The sequence below is a fragment of the Streptomyces sp. NPDC001709 genome (genome assembly GCF_053596375.1).
The window spans coordinates 125,729-146,256 of record NZ_JBSFGB010000015.1 but is presented as its reverse complement, the minus strand read 5'-3'; the positions used below and the strand labels follow the sequence as shown (position 1 = coordinate 146,256).

The 20,528-nt window shown below is 72.0% G+C and carries 19 protein-coding genes; 3 read left to right on the top strand and 16 right to left on the bottom strand.

Annotated elements, in window-relative coordinates:
* Window positions 1-66 precede the first annotated feature (66 nt).
* From ACWC0C_RS22820 to ACWC0C_RS22790, 7 genes are all read right to left on the bottom strand, one after another.
* Window positions 67-744, bottom strand: coding sequence for a GntR family transcriptional regulator (locus tag ACWC0C_RS22820; protein WP_449194947.1), 678 nt, complete (start codon window positions 742-744; stop codon window positions 67-69).
* Window positions 745-794: 50 nt separating this feature from the next.
* Complete coding sequence (locus ACWC0C_RS22815; protein WP_450865465.1) at window positions 795-2,201, bottom strand: aldehyde dehydrogenase family protein; 1,407 nt, start codon at window positions 2,199-2,201, stop codon at window positions 795-797.
* 5 nt (window positions 2,202-2,206) lie between these two features.
* On the bottom strand, window positions 2,207-3,211 hold the full coding sequence (locus ACWC0C_RS22810) for a proline racemase family protein (RefSeq protein WP_449194945.1): 1,005 nt from the start codon (window positions 3,209-3,211) through the stop codon (window positions 2,207-2,209).
* Window positions 3,212-3,230: 19 nt separating this feature from the next.
* Window positions 3,231-4,142 carry a dihydrodipicolinate synthase family protein gene (locus tag ACWC0C_RS22805; RefSeq protein ID WP_450865463.1) on the bottom strand — a complete coding sequence of 304 codons (912 nt, stop codon included), beginning with the start codon at window positions 4,140-4,142 and terminating at the stop codon, window positions 3,231-3,233.
* A gap of 120 nt (window positions 4,143-4,262) precedes the next feature.
* Window positions 4,263-5,747, bottom strand: coding sequence for an FAD/NAD(P)-dependent oxidoreductase (locus tag ACWC0C_RS22800; protein ID WP_450865461.1), 1,485 nt, complete (start codon window positions 5,745-5,747; stop codon window positions 4,263-4,265).
* A complete protein-coding gene (locus ACWC0C_RS22795; RefSeq protein ID WP_449194942.1) occupies window positions 5,728-6,042 on the bottom strand; it encodes a (2Fe-2S)-binding protein in 315 nt (104 codons plus the stop codon). The genes ACWC0C_RS22800 and ACWC0C_RS22795 overlap by 20 nt, the downstream gene beginning before the upstream one ends.
* A gap of 27 nt (window positions 6,043-6,069) precedes the next feature.
* Window positions 6,070-7,218, bottom strand: coding sequence for an NAD(P)/FAD-dependent oxidoreductase (locus tag ACWC0C_RS22790; RefSeq protein WP_450865459.1), 1,149 nt, complete (start codon window positions 7,216-7,218; stop codon window positions 6,070-6,072).
* Between the two features lie 140 nt (window positions 7,219-7,358).
* On the opposite strand from ACWC0C_RS22790, the gene ACWC0C_RS22785 reads away from it, so the two are divergent.
* Window positions 7,359-8,324 carry a LysR family transcriptional regulator gene (locus ACWC0C_RS22785; protein WP_449194940.1) on the top strand — a complete coding sequence of 322 codons (966 nt, stop codon included), beginning with the start codon at window positions 7,359-7,361 and terminating at the stop codon, window positions 8,322-8,324.
* 22 nt (window positions 8,325-8,346) lie between these two features.
* Here the strand turns inward: ACWC0C_RS22785 and ACWC0C_RS22780 are convergent, their stop codons facing one another.
* The 9 genes from ACWC0C_RS22780 to ACWC0C_RS22740 form a co-directional block, all read right to left on the bottom strand.
* A complete protein-coding gene (locus ACWC0C_RS22780) occupies window positions 8,347-9,609 on the bottom strand; it encodes a M6 family metalloprotease domain-containing protein (RefSeq protein ID WP_450865457.1) in 1,263 nt (420 codons plus the stop codon).
* 27 nt (window positions 9,610-9,636) lie between these two features.
* Window positions 9,637-10,917, bottom strand: a complete 1,281-nt coding sequence (locus tag ACWC0C_RS22775; protein ID WP_450865456.1) for an alpha/beta fold hydrolase — start codon at window positions 10,915-10,917, stop codon at window positions 9,637-9,639.
* A complete protein-coding gene (locus tag ACWC0C_RS22770) occupies window positions 10,914-11,960 on the bottom strand; it encodes an ABC transporter ATP-binding protein (RefSeq protein ID WP_450865454.1) in 1,047 nt (348 codons plus the stop codon). The genes ACWC0C_RS22775 and ACWC0C_RS22770 overlap by 4 nt, the downstream gene beginning before the upstream one ends.
* The gene (locus tag ACWC0C_RS22765; RefSeq protein ID WP_450865452.1) at window positions 11,957-12,778 is read right to left on the bottom strand and encodes an ABC transporter ATP-binding protein; all 822 of its coding nucleotides are present in this window, start codon (window positions 12,776-12,778) and stop codon (window positions 11,957-11,959) included. The genes ACWC0C_RS22770 and ACWC0C_RS22765 overlap by 4 nt, the downstream gene beginning before the upstream one ends.
* Window positions 12,775-13,767, bottom strand: a complete 993-nt coding sequence (locus ACWC0C_RS22760; protein WP_449194935.1) for an ABC transporter permease — start codon at window positions 13,765-13,767, stop codon at window positions 12,775-12,777. The genes ACWC0C_RS22765 and ACWC0C_RS22760 overlap by 4 nt, the downstream gene beginning before the upstream one ends.
* Complete coding sequence (locus ACWC0C_RS22755; RefSeq protein WP_449194934.1) at window positions 13,764-14,708, bottom strand: ABC transporter permease; 945 nt, start codon at window positions 14,706-14,708, stop codon at window positions 13,764-13,766. Before ACWC0C_RS22755 ends, ACWC0C_RS22760 begins: the two co-directional genes overlap by 4 nt.
* The gene (locus ACWC0C_RS22750) at window positions 14,705-16,384 is read right to left on the bottom strand and encodes an ABC transporter substrate-binding protein (protein WP_450865450.1); all 1,680 of its coding nucleotides are present in this window, start codon (window positions 16,382-16,384) and stop codon (window positions 14,705-14,707) included. Before ACWC0C_RS22750 ends, ACWC0C_RS22755 begins: the two co-directional genes overlap by 4 nt.
* Window positions 16,385-16,519: 135 nt before the next feature.
* Window positions 16,520-17,710, bottom strand: a complete 1,191-nt coding sequence (locus ACWC0C_RS22745) for a M6 family metalloprotease domain-containing protein (RefSeq protein WP_450865448.1) — start codon at window positions 17,708-17,710, stop codon at window positions 16,520-16,522.
* 224 nt (window positions 17,711-17,934) lie between these two features.
* The gene (locus ACWC0C_RS22740; protein WP_450865446.1) at window positions 17,935-18,660 is read right to left on the bottom strand and encodes a DUF5324 family protein; all 726 of its coding nucleotides are present in this window, start codon (window positions 18,658-18,660) and stop codon (window positions 17,935-17,937) included.
* Between the two features lie 282 nt (window positions 18,661-18,942).
* Between ACWC0C_RS22740 and ACWC0C_RS22735 the strand changes: the two genes are divergently transcribed.
* Together ACWC0C_RS22735 and ACWC0C_RS22730 are read left to right on the top strand one after the other, a co-directional pair.
* Window positions 18,943-19,473 carry a peptidylprolyl isomerase gene (locus ACWC0C_RS22735; protein WP_450865445.1) on the top strand — a complete coding sequence of 177 codons (531 nt, stop codon included), beginning with the start codon at window positions 18,943-18,945 and terminating at the stop codon, window positions 19,471-19,473.
* A gap of 115 nt (window positions 19,474-19,588) precedes the next feature.
* Entirely contained in the window at window positions 19,589-20,479 is an 891-nt protein-coding gene (locus tag ACWC0C_RS22730) for a rhomboid family intramembrane serine protease (RefSeq protein ID WP_450865443.1), read from the top strand.
* Window positions 20,480-20,528 lie beyond the last annotated feature (49 nt).

Genomic DNA, 20,528 nt, shown 5'->3' with positions numbered 1-20,528 from the left:
AGCGAACCGGTGCGGTGCCCCTGCGGGGAACCCGACGACCGAGGACCGCCCGGCCTTCGCCCGGGATCAGGCCTCGTCGGCCTCGCCCCTGGCCCACAGCGAGCGCACATGTCCCAGGTGCCGGGTCATGCACTGCTCGGCGGCCTCGGCGTCGCCGGAGAGCATCAGCTCCAGCAGTTCCAGGTGCTCCTCGGCCGAGGGGATGAGTTCGCCCCGCTGGTCCAGGGCGGTCAGGCCGTACAGACGCGAGCGCTTGCGCAGATCGCCGACGGTCTCGACGAGGCGGTCGTTGCCGGCGAGCGCCAGCAGCGACAGGTGGAAGCGGCGGTCGGCCTCCAGGTAGCCGATGAGGTCGTGGTCGTGCGCGGCGCGCACGATCTCCTCGGCGATCGGGCGCAGCGCTTCGAGGTCCTTCTTCGACGCGGTCCGCGTGATCCGGCCGACCGTGGGCACCTCGATCAGCGTGCGGATCTCGGTGTACTGGTCGAGGTCGCGCTCGTTGACCTCGGTGACCCGGAAGCCCTTGTTGCGCAGGGGCTCGACCAGGCCCTCGCGGGCCAGGTCGAGCATCGCCTCGCGGACGGGCGTCGCGGAGATGCCGAAGTCCTCGGCGAGCGTGGGGGCCGAGTAGACCTCGCCGGGGCGCAGTTCACCGGAGATGAGGGCGGCGCGCAGGGCGTGGGCGACCTGGTCGCGCAGGCGTTCCCGGGCGGTGATGAGGTTGCTCGCCTTCAGATGCCCCATGCTCTGTGTCCTCCGTGCCCTGGCCGGAGGGCCAGCGTACACGTGCAATGTCACGTTGTTTTCGCGGGTGCCAGAGTGTACGTACGGCTCGCTGTGTAGAAGTCCAGGGCGGCCTTGCCCTGCTCCCTCGGGCCGTGGCTGGATGCCTTGGTGCCGCCGAAGGGCAGGTGGAAGTCGACCCCGGTGGACGGTGCGTTGATGCGGGTCATGCCGGTGGCGAGGTGATCGAGTCCGTACAGCGCCGCGTCCAGGTCGGCCGTGTGGACCGACGTGACCAGTCCGTAGGGGACGGAATTGGTGATCCGTACGGCGTGGGCCAGGTCGTCCGCGGGCAGCAGGGCCGCGATCGGGCCGAAGGTCTCCTCCCGCAGCAGCCGGTGGTCCGGCGGGACCTTCTCCACCAGGGTGGGTGCGGTGTACCAGCCGTGGTCCCGGGCGACGGGGCCGCCGGCGAGCACGGGGAGGCCGTAGGGAGCCTCCTCCACCTGGTCGCGGGCCCGCTCGCTGATGAGCGGGCCGCACACCGTGGCCGGGTCGGCCGGATCGCCCACCCGGAGCGTGCGCAGTGACTCGGTGAGGGCCTCGCGCAGCGGGTCGAGGGCGGCGCCGACGGCGATCACCCGGCTGGTGGCGGTGCACTTCTGCCCGGCGTAGCCGGCGATCGCCGAGGCGATGTGGGCGGCGGCCCGGCCGATGTCGGCGTCGGGCAGGACGATCGCCGCGTTGAGCCCGCCCATCTCGGCCTGCACCGGGACGCCCCGGACGGTGGCGGCGCCCACGACCGCGTTGCCGACCGCGGTGGAGCCCGTGAAGGAGATGACGTCGGCGGCACCGACGATCGCCTCGCCCTCGGCGGCGCCGCCGGGGACCACGGTGAACACCCCCGCGGGCAGCTTGTCTTCGAGGATCCCGGCGAGCCGCAGGGCGCACGCCGTGGCCTCCGGCGCCGGTTTCAGGACGACCGCGTTGCCCGCGGCCAGCGCGGGGGCCGCTTTCCAGCTGGGGATGGCGAAGGGGAAGTTCCACGGCGTGATCAGCCCCGCCACACCGTGCGGGCGGCGCCGGGTCAGCAACAGGCCGGGGCCGTCCGCCGTTTCGTGGAGGGAACCGGTGGGCTCGTAGGGGGCCTGGGCGTAGTAGCGCCAGATCGCGGCGGTGCGGGCCACCTCGGCCCGCGCTTCGGTGAGCGGCTTGCCCACTTCGCGTACGGCGAGTGCGGACAGCTCTTCCGCGGCGGCCTCGATGGCCCCGGCGATCGCGGAGAGGGCCGCCGAGCGGGCGGCCGCGCCGCCGCTGAGCCAGTCGGACCGGGCGGCGCGGGCCCGTTCGACGGCTTCGGCCGCGGCGATGGCGCCGGCGGCCGGGATCCGTACCAGGACGTCGGAGGGGTCGGCCGGATTGCGGGAGATGACAGAAGGGGAGGAAGAGGATGAAAGGGACGAAGAGGGCTCAGGCATGGCGGTCAAAGGAGGAAGCCTCCGGGGAAGGGGTCGTCCGGGTCGAGGAAGTACTGGGCGGTGCCGGTGATCCAGGCGCGGCCGGTGACGGTGGGCACGACGGCGGGGATCCCGCCGACGAGGGTCTCGCCGACCAGGCGGCCGGTGAACCGGGTGCCGATGAACGACTCGTTGACGAAGTCGCGGTGCAGCGGGAGTTCGCCGCGGGCGTGGAGCTGGGCCATGCGGGCGGAGGTGCCGGTGCCGCACGGCGAACGGTCGAACCAGCCGGGGTGGATGGCCATGGCGTGCCGTGAGCGCTGTGCGTCGGAGCCCGGCGCGGCGAGGTAGACGTGCTTGACGCCGCTGATCTCCGGCTGTTCGGGGTGGACGGGCCGGTCGGGTGAGGCGTTGATCGCGTCCATGATCGCGAGCCCGGCGGCGAGGAGGTCGTCCTTGCGGGCCCGGTCGAAGGGCAGCCCCAGCGCTTCCAGTTCGACGAAGGCGTAGAAGTTCCCGCCGAAGGCGAGGTCGTACGTCACCGTGCCGTACCCCGGAACGTCCGCCTTGCGTTCCAGGCCCACGCAGAACGCGGGCACGTTGGTGAGCGTGACCGCCTTCGCCGCGCCGTCCTCGACGTGCACGTCGACGGAGACCAGGCCGGCCGGGGTGTCCAGCCGTACCGTGGTGACCGGCTCGCAGACCGGCACCATCCCGGTCTCGACCAGCACGGTGGCCACCCCGATGGTGCCGTGCCCGCACATCGGCAGCAGTCCGGAGACCTCGATGTACAGGACCCCGTAGTCGGCGTCGGGGCGGGTCGGGGGTTGCAGGATCGCGCCGCTCATGGCGGCGTGGCCGCGCGGCTCGTACATCAGGAGCGTGCGGATGTGGTCCAGGTGCTCGATGAAATGGAGCCTGCGCTCGGCCATGGTGGCGCCGGGGATCACCCCCACGCCGCCCGTGATGACGCGCGTGGGCATGCCCTCGGTGTGTGAGTCGACGGCGTGGAAGACGTGGCGTGTGCGCACGGACGTCCGTCCTTTCCGGTCAGTAGTGGCCCTGGGCGATGGCCTTCTCGGTGGCCGCGCGCACCGCGGCCCCGGTCTCGCCGGTGAGCGGGAAGCGCGGCGGGCGGGTGGGGCCGCCGTGGCGTCCGGCGAGGTCCATGGAGAGCTTGATCGCTTGCACGAACTCCGTCTTGGAGTCCCAGCGCAGCAGCGGGTGCAGCGAGCGGTAGAGGGGCAGTGCCGTGTCCAGGTCCCCGGCGACGGCGGCCTGGTAGAGGTAGGCGCAGGTGGCGGGGAACGCGTTCGGGTACCCCGCGATCCAGCCGACGGCGCCGGCGACCGCCAGCTCCAGCAGGACGTCGTCCGCCCCGATCAGCAGGTCGAGTTCGGGGGCCAGTTCGGCGATCTCGTACGCCCTGCGCACATCGCCGGTGAACTCCTTGACCGCGACCACGCTGCCGTCGCCGTGCAGCCGGGCGAGCAGCGCCGGGCTCAGGTCCACCTTGGTGTCGATCGGGTTGTTGTAGGCGACGACCGGCACCCCCGCCCCCGCGACCTCGGCGTAGTGGGCGCGTACGGCCTGTTCGTCGGCGCGGTAGGCGTTCGGCGGCAGCAGCAGCACGGAGCCGCAGCCCGCCTCGGCCGCCTGCTCGGCCCAGCGGCGGGCCTCGCCGCTGCCGTAGGCGGAGACTCCGGGCATCACCCGGGCGCCGTCGCCCGCGGCTTCCACGGCGGTGCGCACGACACGGGCGCGCTCCTCGGCGGTGAGGGTCTGGTACTCACCGAGCGAGCCGTTCGGGACGACGCCGTCGCAGCCGTTGTCGAGGAGCCAGCGGACGTGTTCGGCGTAGGCGTCGTGGTCGACGGAGAGGTCGGGGCGCAGCGGGAGGGCGGTGGCGACCATGATGCCGCGCCAGGGGCGGTCGGAGGTCCAAGTGGCGGAGGTGGCCATATCGGCTGACCCTTCTATGGTGTGTGACATTTTACTTGCTGGCCGCCCGGGTTGGTGGGTGCCGGGCGGAGTGAGTGCGGAGTGATGCCGAGTGATGCGGACGGAGTGATGCCGATTGGTTCAGCGGTCCGGTTCGTCGAGCGAGGCGAGCGCCGCGAGGGGCACCGGCACGGCGAGCGGCCGGCGCTCGGCGGACGGCGGCACCGTGCCGTCGCCGCCGCGTGCCGCGAGACAGGCCACGGCCGCCCCGCACACGCGGCCCTGGCACCAGCCCATGCCCGCCCGGGTGAGGAGCTTGGCCGTACGGGCGTCGCGGGCGCCGAAGTCGGCCACCGCCTCCCGGATGCGGCCGGCGGTCACCTCCTCGCAGCGGCACACGTCCGTGTCGTCGGTGAGCCACTCGGTCCAGCCCGGGCCGGGGGTGTGCGCGAGGGCCATGGCGTCGGCGAAGGCCCGCATCCGGTCCCGGCGGCGGCGCAGTTCACGCACCCGCCGGGATCCGGTGAGGGACGGTTTGCCGTGCAGCCGGGCGGCGACCGCGATGCCCGCCAGCTCGCCCTCCGCACGGGAGAGCGGGGCGCCACCGATGCCACCGGTCTCGCCGGCCGCCCAGATGCCGGGGACCGATGTCTCCTGCAGGTCGTCCAGGGCGAGGGCACAGGTCGCGTCGGGGGTGTGCCGGGTCGCGCAGCCGAGGCTGGTGGCCAGGTCGATCTGCGGGACCAGCCCGTGCCCCACGGCCAGTGCGTCGCACGCGATGCGCCGTCCCGTTCCCGGTACCGGTCGCCATCGCGCGTCGACCCGGGAGACGGTCACGGCCGCCACCCGGTCGTCGCCGTGCACCTCGGTGACCGCGCTGCGGGTGCGCAGCCGCACGCGGTGGCGCAGCAGCACCGATCCGTGTACGACGGCCTCGGCGAGCTTGCCGGGGTTGACGGCGAGGGCGCGTGGGTGGCGGGCGTACCCGAGGTAGCCGGATGCCTCGACGACGGCGGGGACACGTGCCCCGGCCGTGGCCAGTGAGGAGGCGACGGCGAGGAGCAGCGGCCCGCTGCCCGCGACGACGACCCGCTTGCCCGGCAGCACGAGCCCGGACTTCAGCATGGCCTGGGCGCCCCCGGCACCCACCACGCCGGGCAGCGTCCAGCCGGGGAAGGGCAGTTGCCGCTCGTAGGCCCCGGTGCCGAGCAGGACCGCGCGGGCCCGCACCCGTACCGGCCGCTCCCCTTCGCCGTCGGCGCCGGTGACGGCGTGCACTGCCCACAGCTCCCCGCTCTCGGGCAGCACGCTCCACACGTGATGCCCGAGGAGCTGGGCGACACCGCTCGCCTCCAGACGGCGGCGCAGATCGGTGAAGGCGGCCCAGTCGTGGTGCAGGGCCTGCGGTCGTACGGCGCCGAGGGCGGGCGCGGGATGCCGGTAGAACTGGCCGCCGGTCTGCGCCGAGGCGTCCAGCAGGGCGACGGACAGGCCGAGGTCCGACGCGGCGACCGCGCCGGCGAGTCCGGCGCTGCCCGCGCCGATCACCGCGAGGTCGTACACGCGGTCGGCGAGGTCGAGTTGGTTGTCGAGCCGCTCGTCGGGTTCAGACGCCGATCCCGGCATGGCCGTGTCCCTCCTGGGTGGTGATCGCGTCGCCGGGACGCGCGGGCAGCAGGCAGACCCGCCGGTTGGGCTCGCCGTTGACGGTGGCCAGGCAGTCGTAGCACTGCCCGATGCCGCAGAAGGCGCCGCGCGGGCGACCGGTGTTCCGCGTGGTGCGCCAGGCGAGGATGCCGGCGCCCCACAGGACGGCGGCGATGGACTGTCCGGGCAGCGCGGTGACGGTGCGGCCGTCGACGGTGATCTCGAACGGCGGACCGGGGCGTGCCCCGACCAGTTCACCGGGGGTACGGGCCACTGCGGCCTCCTCTCGAAGAGCGGACGGTCAGGGGGCGGGCGTGAACCGGCCGGGGCTGAACGGGCCGACGGCCATGGGAGGTTGCTTCGCGGTCAGGAGACGGGCGATGAGCAGGCCGGTGGCGGGAGCCAGTCCGATGCCCGCGCCTTCGTGGCCGCAGGCGTGCAGCAGCCCCGGTACGCGGGGATCGGGGCCGATCGCCGGCAGGTGGTCGGGAAGGTAGGGGCGGAATCCGGCGTAGGTGCGGATCGCCCGTACCCCGGCCAGTACCGGGAACAGGGCGGTGGCCTGGGCGGCGAGGCGGTGCAGCACCTCGGCCGACAGCGTGCGGTCGAAGCCCACCCGCTCACGGCTGGCGCCGATCAGCACCGGGCCCGACGGGGTTCCCTCGACCACGGCCGAGGTCTGCAGCGCGGCGGACCCGCTCGCCACGTCGGCGACGTAGTCCGCCGCGTACACCTTGTGCCGCACCACGCGCGGCAGTGGTTCGGTGACGAGGACGAAGCCGCGGCGGGGCAGGACGGGCAGCTCCGTACCCGCGCGCCGGGCCAGTTCGCCGGCCCAGGCACCGGCCGCGTTGACCACGTGCGGGGCGTGCAGGGCGCCGGTCGCCGTCCGCACCCCGGTCACTTCGCCGTTCGCCCCGGTGAGCAGATGCGTCACCTCTTCGCCGAGGCGGGTCCGCGCGCGTGCGGCACGCAGCAGGTGCGCCGCCGCGAGGGCGGGCTGGACCTGGGCGTCCTGGGGGTAGTGGACGCCGCCCGCCAGGGTGGGGGCGAGGTGTGGCTCCAGGTCGGCGAGCCGGTCGGCGGGGATCTCCTGCGCCTGGACCCCGGCCTCGCGCTGACCGGCCGCGAAGTCCCGCAGGGCGGCCGTCCCCGCCGGGTCGGAGGCGACGACCAGGCCGCCCTTGGCCTCGTACTCGATCCGCGCGGGGAGGGCCTCTGCCAGTTCCCGCCACAGGCGGGCGGACAGCAGCGCGAGTTCGAGTTCGGGGCCCGGTTCCTTGTCGGAGACCAGGAGGTTTCCCTCCCCCGCACCCGTGGTCCCGCCGGCGACGGCGCCGCGGTCGACCACGGTGACCGAGAGACCGGCGCGGGCGGCGTAGTAGGCGCAGGCCGCGCCGACCATTCCCGCTCCGACGACGATGACGTCTGACGAATCGCTCGTGGGCACGCGCAGTACCATTTCACATTGCATTGCTCCTGCCAAGGGTTTCCGACCCATAACTCTCGGGTCACGTGTGACATTTCATATGGGACTGTGATGCGCCGACCCCTGCCGAAAGGCCACCGCCGCTCCTTACCATCCGCGCCATGGATCTCGAGGTACGGCATTTGCGAGTGATCTGTGCGATCGCGGAGGCCGGAAGTCTGACCCGCGCCGCCGCCTCGCTGTGTATGACCCAGCCCGGGCTCAGCGCCCAACTGCGGCGTATCGAGGCCATGCTGGGCGGGCCGATCTTCGACCGCGGACAGGCCGGCGCCGTGCCCACCGCGCTGGGGGAGCTGGTGCTCACGCGCGCGTGGGCCATCCTCCCGGGCATCGAGGGACTGCTGGCCGACACCGCCCGCGCCGCCCGCTGCGGAACCGCCCCCGGGCGCATCCGGCTCGGCTCGGTGGGCGCGCCGCTGCTGGCCGATCTCGTCGTGGCGGCAAGGGAGTCGGTCCCGGGCTCGCAGGTGACGACCCGCTGCCAGTACTCCCCCTCGCCCCTGCTGGACGACCTCGCGGCGGGGCGCCTGGAGGCGGCGGTCCTTGGCGACAACCCCGGCCACGAGCTTCCGCCGCGCGAGGGAGTCGTCCTGCACCCGGTCGTCACCGAGCCCGTCTTCGCGCTCCTCCCGGCCGGCCACCCGCTGGCCGGCCGCGACGAGACGAGCCTGACGGACCTCATGGAGGACGACTGGGCCATGCCCCACCCGGACAGCGACCGCACCCGGGAGTACTGGGCGTCCGTCTTCTCCCGGACGGGCCGTCAGCCCCACACCCCCTACGAGGCCGAAGGCCGGCAGCTGATCGACATCGTCCGGGCGGGCCTGGCCGTCAGCCTCTGCCAGGCGACCTTCATCGAGGTGCCCGGCGTCGCCGTGCGCCCGCTCGCCGGCAATCCGCTCTGGTACCGCCATGTGCTCGCCTGGCGCCGGGACGGGCCGCTGGCCGAGCACGGCGACGACATCGTCCGGCGGGTCGCCGAGGGATATCTGGCCACTTGTGCCGCGGCTCCGGCGTACGCCCGGTGGCGCGAGCGTCATCCTCAGGCGCTGCGGATGACGCGGTGAGCCACCGCGCCCGCACCCGGTCTCAGTTCCTGGTGATCGAGATCCGGTCATGGAGGGAGGCGCCGCTGTCCACGTCGATGCGTACTCCGGTCGCGGGATCGGTGAAGGACTGCCCGGCGTGGAAGGCCGCCATGTCCAGGGCCCGGCAGCCCGAGGGCGGGGTGGCGCCGGGATTGCCGTTCACGATCCGGACCGGGCCGTCGCCGGTCTGGGCGGCGGAGTCCACCTTGTAGACGAGCACGCCGGTGGAACAGGTCTTGGCGTCCGCGCCGACGGCCCTGCGGGACTCGGCCACGTAGGCGGTGGTGTCCGAGGTGCGGATCACCGCGATCTTCGTACCGCCCGGGCTCTCGACCGCCTTCAGGTCGACCGTGCGGCTTCCGGCCGAGGGGAGGCAGGCGACCTGGCGGTCGTCGATCCAGCCGAACTTCCACCGCTCCCAGCCGAGGTGCTGCGGGGCGGCGCCGGCGATGTCGCCCATGAGGTCCCAGCCGCCGACGAAGCGGTGGTAGTCGGTGCCGGTGAACGCGTAGAGGTCGGGCAGGCCGAAGGTGTGACCGGTCTCGTGGTCGGCGACCTTGAAGCCCCAGTGCCACATGTCCTGCCCGAACGTCACCGCCCACTTGACGCGCTTGCCGTCGGCGGTGATGCCCGCGGTGGTGGGGTCGTACAGGTACGTCGGCGAGAAGCTGATCGCCGAGGCGGACTTCGCCGGGACGATGTAGACCAGGTCGTACCGGGAGAAGTCGGCGTACGGGTCGGCGGCCGCCACCGCCTGCCGGACGTACGCCTCGTGCTGCTCGAAGGTGATCCCGCGCTGGAAGCCGTAGCTGGCGGAGTCCTGCGGCATCCGTATCCACCGGTCCAGCGGGGTGATGTCGAGCCCGGTCCGGCCGTAGGAGTCGCGCCTCATCCAGTCGGCGGCCGGGGCGAGTTGCCGGTAGTAGTCGGTGGTGGGGCCCGCGGCCGGGGCGTCGGGGAAGTCGACGAACAGCATGAGGACGCGCTTGGTGCCGATGGGCCGCTGGAACTGGGTGTAGTCGGTGCCGTGGCCCTCGTCGGTCCAGCCGGTCCGGCCGGGGAGGGCGCAGTCGGTGGCCGCGGCGGTGGCGTGCGCCGGGTCCTGCGCCGCGTGCGCGCTGGGAGCGGCGGCGCCGAGCGTCAGCAACGCCGTCGCCGCGGTGCCGGCGGCAAGGGCCTTGAGGCTCTTGATGTCCCTGAGGCTTTTGACGTCTCTGAGACTCAGACTTTTGATGTCCCTGAGGCTCTTGGTGGATCTGGACATGTCCCTCGTCTCTCCTTCGGGTTGGTGTCAGGCCCGTCCGGCGGCCATGTCGAACAGGCGGGACAGCACGCCCGCGCCGGACGCGCTCACCCCGTCGTGCTCCCACTCGTTGGTGACCCAGGCGCGCAGCGCACCGACCGAGCGCGCGGTCGGCAGGGACAGCTCGGTGGGCACGTACATGTCGTCGTGGTAGATCGCGGCCGCCACCGGCACCCGGTTGGCCGCCAGCCGCGCGGGGGAGTACAGGTCGGGCCAGTCGGTCCGCTCGGCCAGCAGCCGGGCCGCATCGCGGAACGGCCGCAGCCCGGCGATCTCCTCGTACATCCAGGGGTAGAACATCTCGCCGGTGAACAGCAGCGGGTCGGCGTCCTCGGCGAACTCCGGGCGTCCGGCGATCGCGCGTTCGGCGGCCCAGCCGGTGGGCTTGCCGCCCTGTGCGAAGCAGGCTTCCTGGAGCACGGCGAAGAGCGGGTTGTCGACGAGCCCGGTCAGGTTCGTCACCTGCTGCAGGAAGGTCGCCGAGAGGTCGCCGTCGGCGCCCAGGGCCTCGTCCAGCAGCCAGTGCAGGCGCTCGGCTCCGTCGCCCATCCCCAGCATCAGGCCGAGGGTGCGCAGCCGCCGGACCGTGAGCCGGTCGCCGTCCGGCAGCCGCACCGTGCGCAGGCCGAGCAGATCGGCGATCCGCCGGACCAGCTCGCGGTCACCGGGGTAACGGTCGTAGAACGCGGTCACCTTCTGCCTGACCAGGGGATACGTCGCCGCGTAGACGTCGTCGGCGGTGGCGTCCAGGCCGGGCAGGCCGCCGGTGATGTAGCAGGCGCGCAGTCCCTCGGGCGCTCGGGAGAGGTAGGTGAGGGTGAGGAAGCCGCCGTAGCTCTGACCGAGCGTCTCCCACGGCTCGTCCCCGCACAGCTGACGCCGGATCAACTCCGCGTCGGCGACGATCGAGTCCGCGCGGAACAGGGCGAGATGGCCGGCCAGCTCCCGGGCATCGGGGAACCGTCCCGCCGACCGGGCCGTGACCGGGGTGCTGCGGCCGGTGCCGCGCTGATCCAGCAGCAGTACCCGGTGGGTCCTGACGGCACGGGCGAGCCAGCCGCTGGTGGCGTTCAGCGGCCTGGGCGACTTGCCGCCGGGGCCGCCTTGCAGATACAGCAGCCAGGGCAGTCGCTCGCCGGCGCGCGCGGGGTCGCACACTTCCCGGGCGAACACCCGGATCGAGGCTCCCGCGGGGTCGGCGTGGTCCAGCGGCACGGTGAACGTGTGGTCGGTCACGGCGAGGCCGGGCAGACGGTAGGTGCGGCTCATACGGCCCTTTCCTGGGTGGACGGATCCGGAAGCGGCTGGGTCAGCGGCTCGGGATAGTGGCAGGCGACCTCATGGCCCGGGCCGATCGTGCGGAGCACGGGCCGCTCGGCGGCGCACGGGCCGGCCGCCCTGGGGCAGCGGGTGCGGAACGGACAGCCGCTGGGCGGATCTAGCGGGCTGGGCAGATCGCCGCTCAGGACGATCCGTTCGCGGGTGCGTTCGGCGTCCGGGTCGGGCAGCGGTACGGCGGAGAGCAGGGCGTGGGTGTAGGGGTGCGCGGCACCGCCGTAGAGCGTGTCCCGGTCGGCCGTCTCCACGACCGTGCCCAGGTACATCACGGCGACACGGGTGCTGATCTGACGGACGGCACCGAGGTCGTGCGCGATGAACAGGTAGGCGAGCCCGTACTCCTGCTGCAGGTCCTTGAGCAGGTTGAGGATCTGCGCCTGGACCGACACGTCGAGCGCCGAGACGGGCTCGTCGCACACCACGAGTTTCGGCCGCAGCGCCAGCGCCCGGGCGATACCGATGCGCTGGGCCTGGCCGCCGGAGAACTCGTGGGGATAGCGGGCCGCGTGCTCCGGCCTGAGGCCCACCCGCTCCAGCAGCTCCTCCACCGGTTCGCGGGGGGTCAGCCCCTGGTAGCGGTACGGGGCGGCGAGGATCTGCCGGACGGTCTGGCGGGGGTTGAGCGAGGAGAACGGGTCCTGGAAGATCATCTGCAGGTCGCGGCGCACCGGTCGCGTCGACCGCTCGTCCAGCGTGGTCAGTTCGCTGCCCGCCACGGAGATCGTGCCCGAGGTGGGCTCGATGAGCCGGGTCAGCAGCCGGGCGACCGTGGACTTGCCGCAGCCGGACTCGCCGACCAGGCCCAGCGTCTCCCCCGCGGCCACCCGCAGGGACACACCGTCGACCGCCCTGACGTGTCCGGCGAGCCGCCGGGTCAGGCCGTGCCGTACGGGGAACCGCTTGACCAGGTCGCGTGCTTCGAGCAGCGGTGCGTGCCCGCCGTTCAGGCTGTTCTCGCTGTTCAGGTTGTTCACGCCGTCACCTCCGGCGCCGACACGGTGGGCAGCCGATCGGGCAGCGGCCCGTCGACGCGGGGTACGCAGGCGAGCAGGCCCTTGGTGTAGGCGTCCCGCGGCCGGTAGAACACATCGCGGACGGTTCCTCGTTCGACCGCGCGCCCGCCGTGCATCACGACGACCTCGTCGGCCAGTCCGGCGACCACGCCCATGTCGTGGGTGATGAGCATGATGGCGGTGCCGGACTGCTCCCGCAGTTCCCGCAGCAGATCCAGGATCTGGGCCTGCACGGTCACGTCGAGCGCGGTGGTCGGCTCGTCGGCGATGAGCAGGTCGGGTTCCAGGCACAGGGCCATCGCGATCATCACGCGCTGGCGCATGCCGCCGGAGAACTCGTGCGGGTAGGCGCGGGCGCGCCGCTCGGGCTCGGGGATGCCGACCCGGTCCAGCATCCGTACCGCGATCCGGTGTCCCTCCCGGCGTCCGGCCCGGCGGTGCGCACGGTAGGCCTCGGCGATCTGGAAGCCCACCGGGTAGTACGGGTTGAGGCAGGACAGCGGGTCCTGGAAGATCATCGCGATCCGGTCGCCGCGCAGCCGGCGCAGCGCCCGCCGGTCCAGGCCGGACAGCCGCTGCCCGTCGAACCGGATGTCACCGGTGACCCGGGCATCGGGCAGCAGGCCCATGACGGCCAGGCTGGTCACTGACTTGCCGCTGCCCGACTCACCGACCACGCCGAGCACCGCCCCGGCCGCCAGGTCCAGGTCGAGTCCGTCCACGGCGCGTACGCCGCCCGCGAAGCCGACGGTCAGGTCACGTACGGTCAGCAGGGTCATCCCACGGCCCTCACTCTCGGGTCCAGGAGCGCGTAGACCAGGTCCACCGCGACGTTGGCGAGCACGACGAAGGCCGCGGCGAACAGCGTCACGCCGAGGATCACCGGCTGGTCGGCGCTGTTGATCGCGTCGGCCGCGAGCTTTCCCACGCCGGGCAGGCCGAAGACCGACTCGGTGATGAGGGCGCCGCCGAGCAGCGCGCCGAGATCCATGCCGAAGATCGTCACGATGGGCATCAGCGCCGGCCGCAGCGCATGCCGGCGCAGCACGGTCGGCTCGGGCAGGCCCTTGGCGCGGGCGGTGCGGACGTAGTTCTGGCCGAGGCTGTCGAGCATCTCGCCACGGGTGATCCGGGCGTAGACCCCGGCGTAGAGCATCGCCAGCGTGATCCACGGCATGACCATGGACTGCGCCCAGCCGACCGGGTCCGAGGTGAGCGGGATCGCCTGCGGATAGGGCAGCAGACCGAGCTTGACGACGAGCAGGTACTGGAGGACCAGGGCGGTGAAGTAGATGGGCAGCGAGACACCGCCGAGCGCGGCCGTCATCGCCGCCCGGTCCCACAGGCTGCCGCGGCGCAGAGCGGAGATCACACCCGCCGTGACGCCGACGAGCAGCCACAGCACCGCCGCACCCACGGCGATGGAGACGCTGACCGGCAGCCGGTCCGTGAGCATCCGCCACACCGGCTGATCGGTCTGGAAGCTGAAGCCCAGACAGGGCGCGGGACACTGCACGGCATGCGCCCCGGTGCCGTACGTGCGACCGGCCACCATGCCGACGAGGTAGTCACGGAACTGCGCGAACACCGAGTGGTTCAGGCCGAGCGTGGTGCGGATCTCGGCGATCCGCTCCGGGCTGCACGCCTTGCCGCAGGCGCCCTGGGCCGGGTCGGCGGGCATCAGGTAGAAGATCGCGAAGGTGGCCGCGCAGACGACGAGCAGGATCGCCGCCGTCGCGCCCAGTCTGCGCAGGGCATAGAGGATCATCGGCGGCGGCTCCGGGGATCGAGCGCGTCCCGTACGGCGTCGCCCAGGATGTTGAAGGCGAGCACGGTGACGAACAGGAAGGCGCCTGGGACGAGGAAATAGACGGGGTCGGCGGCGTACCACGGCACCGCGGAGGCGATCATCTGGCCCCACGAGGGGGTCGGCGGGCGTACCCCGATGCCGAGGAAGGACAGGCCCGCCTCGGTGGCGACATAGCCGGGGATCGACATGGTCGCCACCACGAGGATCGGCCCGCTCAGGTTGGGCAGCACCTCCCGCACCAGCAGCGCGCTGCGGGAGGCGCCCAGCACCCGGGCCGCGGCCACGAACTCACCGCGGGCCAGCACCATCGCCTGGCCGCGCACGATCCGGCCGACGTAGGGCCAGCCGAAGAAGCCGAGCACGACGACCAGCAGCAGCTGCCGGTTCACGCCCGGGGCCGCGGAGATCAGCGCGATCATGAAGATCAGGGCGGGGAAGGACATCAGCAGGTCCATCAGCCTGCCGACGACCGTGTCGGTCCAGCCGCCGAAGAACCCGGCCGCCAGCCCGAGCGCCGTCCCGAGCGCCACCGACAGGACGGTGGCGAGCAGGGCGATCAGCAGGGAGACCCGGGCGCCGTAGACGACACGGGCCAGGATGTCCCGGCCGCTGCCGGGCTCGACGCCCAGCCAGTGCTCGGAGCTGACCCCGCCCGCGGTGCCGCGTGGCAGTCCGCCGAGCGCCGGGTCCACCGCTTCGGAGTGGAACTCGGTCGGGGATGTGCCCGCGGCCCAGGCGATCAGCGGGGCCGCGAGGGCGATCAGCACCAGGAGCACGACCACCGTCAGCGCGACGGTGGCGGAGCGCTGTGCCAGCAGCCGGCGCAGCACGGACGTGTCGTGGGGCCCGATGCGGGGCGGCGCTTCGGACGGCACCGGGGCGGGGAGCGTGGCGGTCACTTGCGCAGCCCCAGGGAGACCAGATCCAGCCGCCCGACGTAGGCGATGTGCCCGTAGGCGCCGGTGACATGAGGCCCGGTCAGGACGGCCGCCTTGTCCCACAGGAACGGCACGACCGGCACGTCTTGCATGATCCGCCCGGCCAGTTCGCCGTAGGCCTTCGCGGCGGCCGCCGGGTCCTTCATCCCGGCGATCCGGTCGATGCTCGCGTCGACCTTGGCGGAGTCGTACTGGGCGTGGTCGTTGTTGCCCTCGGGGGTGATCAGCCGGCCGTCGAAGACGAGCGGCAGATAGGTGGAGGCGCCGGGCCAGTCGGGGGTCCAGCCGTCGATCACCAGGTCGTGCTCCTGGGCGGTGTTCCCCACCGTGCTGTAGAACGCCGACGAGCTGATCGCGTTGATCTTCACCTTGATCCCGGCCCTGGCCAGCGACGCCTGCACGGCCTCGCCCTGCGTCTGGCCGCCGGCGGTGGCCGGGGTGTCGAGGGTGAGGGTCAGGCCCGAGGCATGGCCGGCCTGGGCCAGCAGCGCCTTGGCCTTGGCCGGATCGCCCTTTCCGTCCGGGCTCGGGAAGGGATCGTCGGTGACGGCGCCGGGCAGCGACGGCGGCAGCAGGGTGGTGGCGAGCCGGCCGGCGATCGGGCCGCCCCGAGCCGTGCGCAGGGCGTCCTTGTCCAGCGCGTAGGCGATCGCCCGCCGCACCCTGACGTCGTCGAGCGGCTTGTGCCGGGTGTTGATGCTCAGATACCGCGTGTTGATCGACTCGCCGGTGACCAGCCGGGCCCGCACCGCGGGGTTGGACATCACCGGCCCGACCGAGGCCGGTCCGACCGGCTCGAAGGCGACGGCGTCGGCGTCCGCTCCCTGAGCGGCGATGAGCCGCTGGTCGACCACGGCCGGGTCGAGATCGAGATCGATGACGACCTTGTCCGGCAGGCCCCGCCGCACCGCGTCGGTCGACCGGCTCCAGTAGGTGTTGCGGACCAGCGTCAGCTGCTTCTTGGGCTCGAAGGACCCGATCTTGTACGGGCCGGAGGAGAAGGGCCTGCTGTCGTAGCGGACGCCGGTGTCCTTGTCGCGCGGAACCGGGGCGAAGATCGGCAGTGACACCGCCGAACCGAAGTCGGCCACCGGACGGACGAGCTTGAAGACGATCGTCCTGTCATCGGGGGTCCCGATCGAGGCGAGCCCGCGCTTGTCCTTGTAGGGACCCTTGTAACTCCGGCCCCCCGCAAGCCACATCCGCGCGTACGGCGGCCCCTCGGGGAGTTCCGCGGCGAACGACCGCTCGACCCCGTACTTGATGTCCCGGCTGGTGATCGACCGGCCGTCCTCGAACCTCACCCCCGCCTTGAGCGTGAAGGTCCAGGTACGGGCCCCGTCGCTGGGGCGGCCGGTGTCCGTCGCCAGATCCGGCACGATCTTCCCGCCGGCCGGTCCTGGCGCCGCCGCGTAGGTCGTCAGCGTCCGGTAGATGAGGCGGCCCACGTCCTCGGAGGAGGTGACGTAGTTGCGGGCCGGGTCGAGGTGCTCCAGGTCGAGGGAGGACAGCACATGAAGGGTGCCCCCCTTGCTCGCGGGTCCGCTCCGCCCCCCGTCGCCGGCTCCCCCGCAGCCGGCGACGGTGACGAGCCCGAGGGCGACAGCCATGACCGTCCCGCATCGTCGTGCTCTCACGATGCCTCCTATACGATGTGACATTTCACAGCGGCTTGGGTCAAGGGTGGGGGCGGCCGGCCCTCACGGACAGCTCTCGGATTCCCAGAACATCGGGTTATGGACGCTGGTCCCGGCCGTGCGGCCGGCCGCCGGTCACCACTTGTACGTCCAGACGGTGTCGTTGTACGCGTCCGAGCCGTTCACGTAGATCCGGATGCGTGCGGCGCTGTCCTCGAACCACTGGCCCGGCTTCCAGGTCTGCATGTCCAGCGCGGTGCAGTTCCCCGTGGGGGCGGCGGCATCGGGGTTGGCGACCACCCGGATCGGCCCGCCGCCGGTGACGGCAGAGGTGTCCACCTTGTAGATGACGACGCCGGTGGAACACGCGCCGGAGTCGGCGTAGGCGGCCTTGCGGGACTCGGCGACGTAGGCGGTGGTGTCGCTGGTCTTGATCACCGCCAGCTTGTAGCCACTGCCCCCGTATTCCACCCCGTTCAGGGTCGTGGAGTACGTGTTCGCCGTGGACAGGCAGGAGACCTGGGAATCGGTGATCCAGCCGAACTTCCACGCCTCCCAGCCGAAGTACTGCGGGGACGGGCCCGAGATCAGGCCCATGAGGTCCCAGCCGCCGACGTACTGGTTCTGATCGCCGCTGAAGGCGTAGAGGTCGGGCAGGCCGAAGGTGTGGCCGGTCTCGTGATCGGCGACCTTGTAGCCCCAGCGCCACATGTCCTGGCCGAAGGTCACCGCCCAGTGGACCGTCACCTGGCTCCCGGTCGCCCGGTTCCACACCTGCGTCGGCTGAGCCGGGTCCTGGATGAAGGTGGGGGAGTGACCGATCGCGGCCGCGGTGCTGGTCGGCACGATGTAGAACATGTCGTACCGGGACAGGTCCACGCCGGCGTCCGCGGCGCCGCTCAGCGCGTCCTCCACATAGGTCCGGTGCGTCGACCAGGAGAACCCACGCTCCCAGTTGTACTCGGTGGAGTTCTTCGGCATGCGCACCCAGTTGCCGTACGGGGCCTGGAGATCGAGCCATGTCGTGCCGTGGGAGGCGTTCCACATCCAGTCGGCCGCTCCCGACAGCTGGTTGTAGTACGGAGTCAGGGGCAGGGAGGTGCCGGCAGCGTCGGGGAAGTCCACGTAGATCACGGCCACGTGCTTGGTGCCGACCGGGTTCTGGAACCGTGTGTAGTCGGTCTGCTGGCCTTCGTCGGTATAACCGGTCGTCCCTTGCAGCGCACACGCGGAAGTACTCCCGTTGTTCGCGTGGGCGGGCTGGGCGGGAACGACGGTCAAGGCGAGCAGGGCGGACAGGATGGCGAGGAGCGACGCCGAGCGCATGATGCCTCCGGGCGTGGGTGGGACGGGTGGGGTGACGAGGAGTATTCGGCCACCTGCGTGCCGTCGGGGAGCCGTCAGAAATCCATAACCCGGCGTTATGAATGAGCCGTGGTTTCACGTGAAACGGGCCGTGGGCACGGCGAGAGCCTCAACTCGCCTTGCCCACGGCCCGTTTGACGGCCGACGTTATCCAGCCACGTCCCGCGATACCCGCCCGGACGGAGCTACTGCTGGTCGTCGCGGTGCGCGGCGTCCTCCTCCGCCTGCTTCGCCTGAACCTCCGGGTCCAGGTCCGAGGTGCCGGTGCCGTCCACCGAACTGAGCCGGCCACCCGACTCCGGCACCTCCGTCGCGGCGGGCGGTTCGACCAGCCAGTCGGGGTTGGCCTGCTTGTCCCACCACTTCCAGGCGGCGAACGCACCACCGGCCACCGCCGAAAGCAGCGCCAGCACCTTCACGGCCCGGCCCGCCCTGGACCGGCGCGCGTTCCTGCGGGCCAGTTTCTGGATCTCCTCCGCCGAGACCTGACCGCGCAACGCCGCCAGGGCAGCGGCACCACGCGCGGCGGCCTCCTCACGGACCGGAGCGGTCACCGCCACGGCATGCTCGATCCTCGGACGCGAGTACTCGGCCGCTTGGCGCGAGTACTCCGCCGCCTGCCGGGCGGCCTTACGGGCACGGACGGCGGCCTCCTGAGCCGCCACGTCCACCTTCGGCGGCACATGTGCACGCGCCTGCTCCAGACGCGGGGCGAGCCGGGCGTCGTACTGCACACGGGCCTGCTCTGCGGCCTGCGACACCACGGGCGCGAGCCGCACGCGTGCCTCCTGCGCGTAGAGCGCCGCACGCTCCTTCGCCGTGTCGGCGTAAGGCGCCACCACTTCCGCGGCGTGCAGCACGCTGTCCTTCGCCGAGCCGGTCGCGGCGCGCACGCTGTCGATGCGGGTCACGGGTTCCTCCTCCTCGGTGGCGTACGGTATTTCGACTTTCCACCCTTTTACGGATCATGCCTGCAGGCAGCCCACGCGGCATGCGAGGGCGGGCATATGGGTGCCGATCCCTTCCTTCAGCTCGATTCCGGGCGAATACCGGGCAACCCGAGCCTCCCGTCGACACTGCCACGAAACCCCGCCGCGCGCTGCCTCCCGGGCGGAACTCATGGCCGCCGGGCGACGTACGAGCCGGGCCGTGCGAGGATCGGGGAGTCACAGGAAGACAACGGAAGGCAGATCGTGGCCGAGCAGCTTTACGCCACCCTGAAGACCAACCACGGCGACATCGTGGTCCAGCTTTTCCCGAACCACGCGCCGGAAACGGTCAAGAACTTCGTCGAGCTGGCTCAGGGCGAGCGCGAGTGGACGCACCCCGGCACGGGCGAGAAGAGCAAGAAGCCGCTGTACAACGGCACCATCTTCCACCGCGTCATCAGCGGCTTCATGATCCAGGGCGGCGACCCGCTGGGCACCGGCATCGGCGGCCCCGGCTACAAGTTCGGGGACGAGTTCCACCCCGACCTGTCCTTCAACAAGCCCTACCTCCTGGCCATGGCCAACGCCGGCCCGGGCACCAACGGCTCGCAGTTCTTCATCACCGTCGCCCCGACGACGTGGCTGAACCGCAAGCACACCATCTTCGGCGAGGTCGCCGACCCGGCCAGCCGGAAGGTCGTCGACGCCATCATCGACGTGCCCACCGGGCGCAACGACCGACCCGTCAACGACGTCGTCATCGAGTCCGTCGTCGTCGAGAAGCGCGAGGGCTGAGCCCACCGCCCCGGCCGGAATATCCCGCAGGGAACCAATCGCCCCGCTCGTCCGTACCAAGGATGAGCGGGGCGGGGCATTGCCGGGGCAGTCCCACGACGAGCAAGGGGAACCGATGGAGCAGGCCGAAGGCAGCACGCAGGACGCCCACCGCGTGCCCGTGTGCTACCGCCACCCGGACCGCGAAACCGGCGTGCGCTGCACCCGCTGCGAGCGCCCCATCTGCCCCGAGTGCATGATCAGCGCCTCCGTCGGCTTCCAATGCCCCGAATGCGTACGCAGCGGCAGCGGCACCGGACACACACCCACGGCCTCCCAGCCCCGCACGGTCGCCGGCGGCACCATCACGGCCGACCCCCGCCTGCTCACCAAGGTGCTCATCGGCATCAACCTCGCCGTGTACCTGGTACAGCTCTCCGCGGGCAACAGCTTCACCGACAAGTTCGAACTGATCGGCCGAGCCCAGTACTCCCCCTTCGGCCCGGTCGAAGGCATCGCCGAAGGCCAGTACTACCGCCTGCTGACCGCGATGTTCCTGCACGGCGGCTACGCCCACATCCTCTTCAACATGCTCAGCCTGTGGTGGATCGGCGGCCCCCTGGAAGCCGCCCTCGGCCGCGCCCGCTACCTAGCGCTGTACTTCGTCTCCGGCCTGGCCGGCAGCGCGCTCACCTATCTGCTGGCCGAGCCCAACGCCCCCTCGCTCGGCGCCTCCGGAGCGATCTTCGGCCTCTTCGGCGCGACCGGCGTGCTGATGCGCCGCCTCAACTACGACCTGCGCCCGCTCGCCGCCATACTGGTGATCAACCTGATCATCACCTTCACCCCGGGCTTCAACATCGCCTGGCAGGCCCACATCGGCGGCCTGGTCGCCGGCGTCGTCACCGGCTACGCCATGGTCCACGCGCCGCGCCAGAAGCGAGCACTCGTCCAGTACGGCACCTGTGCGGTCCTGCTCGCCGTCGTGGTGGTGCTCACGCTGGTCAGGACCGCTCAGCTCACCTGATACCGAACCGTTGTCCACAGCCTGTGGCGGATCTTGTGCATCGCGTGCG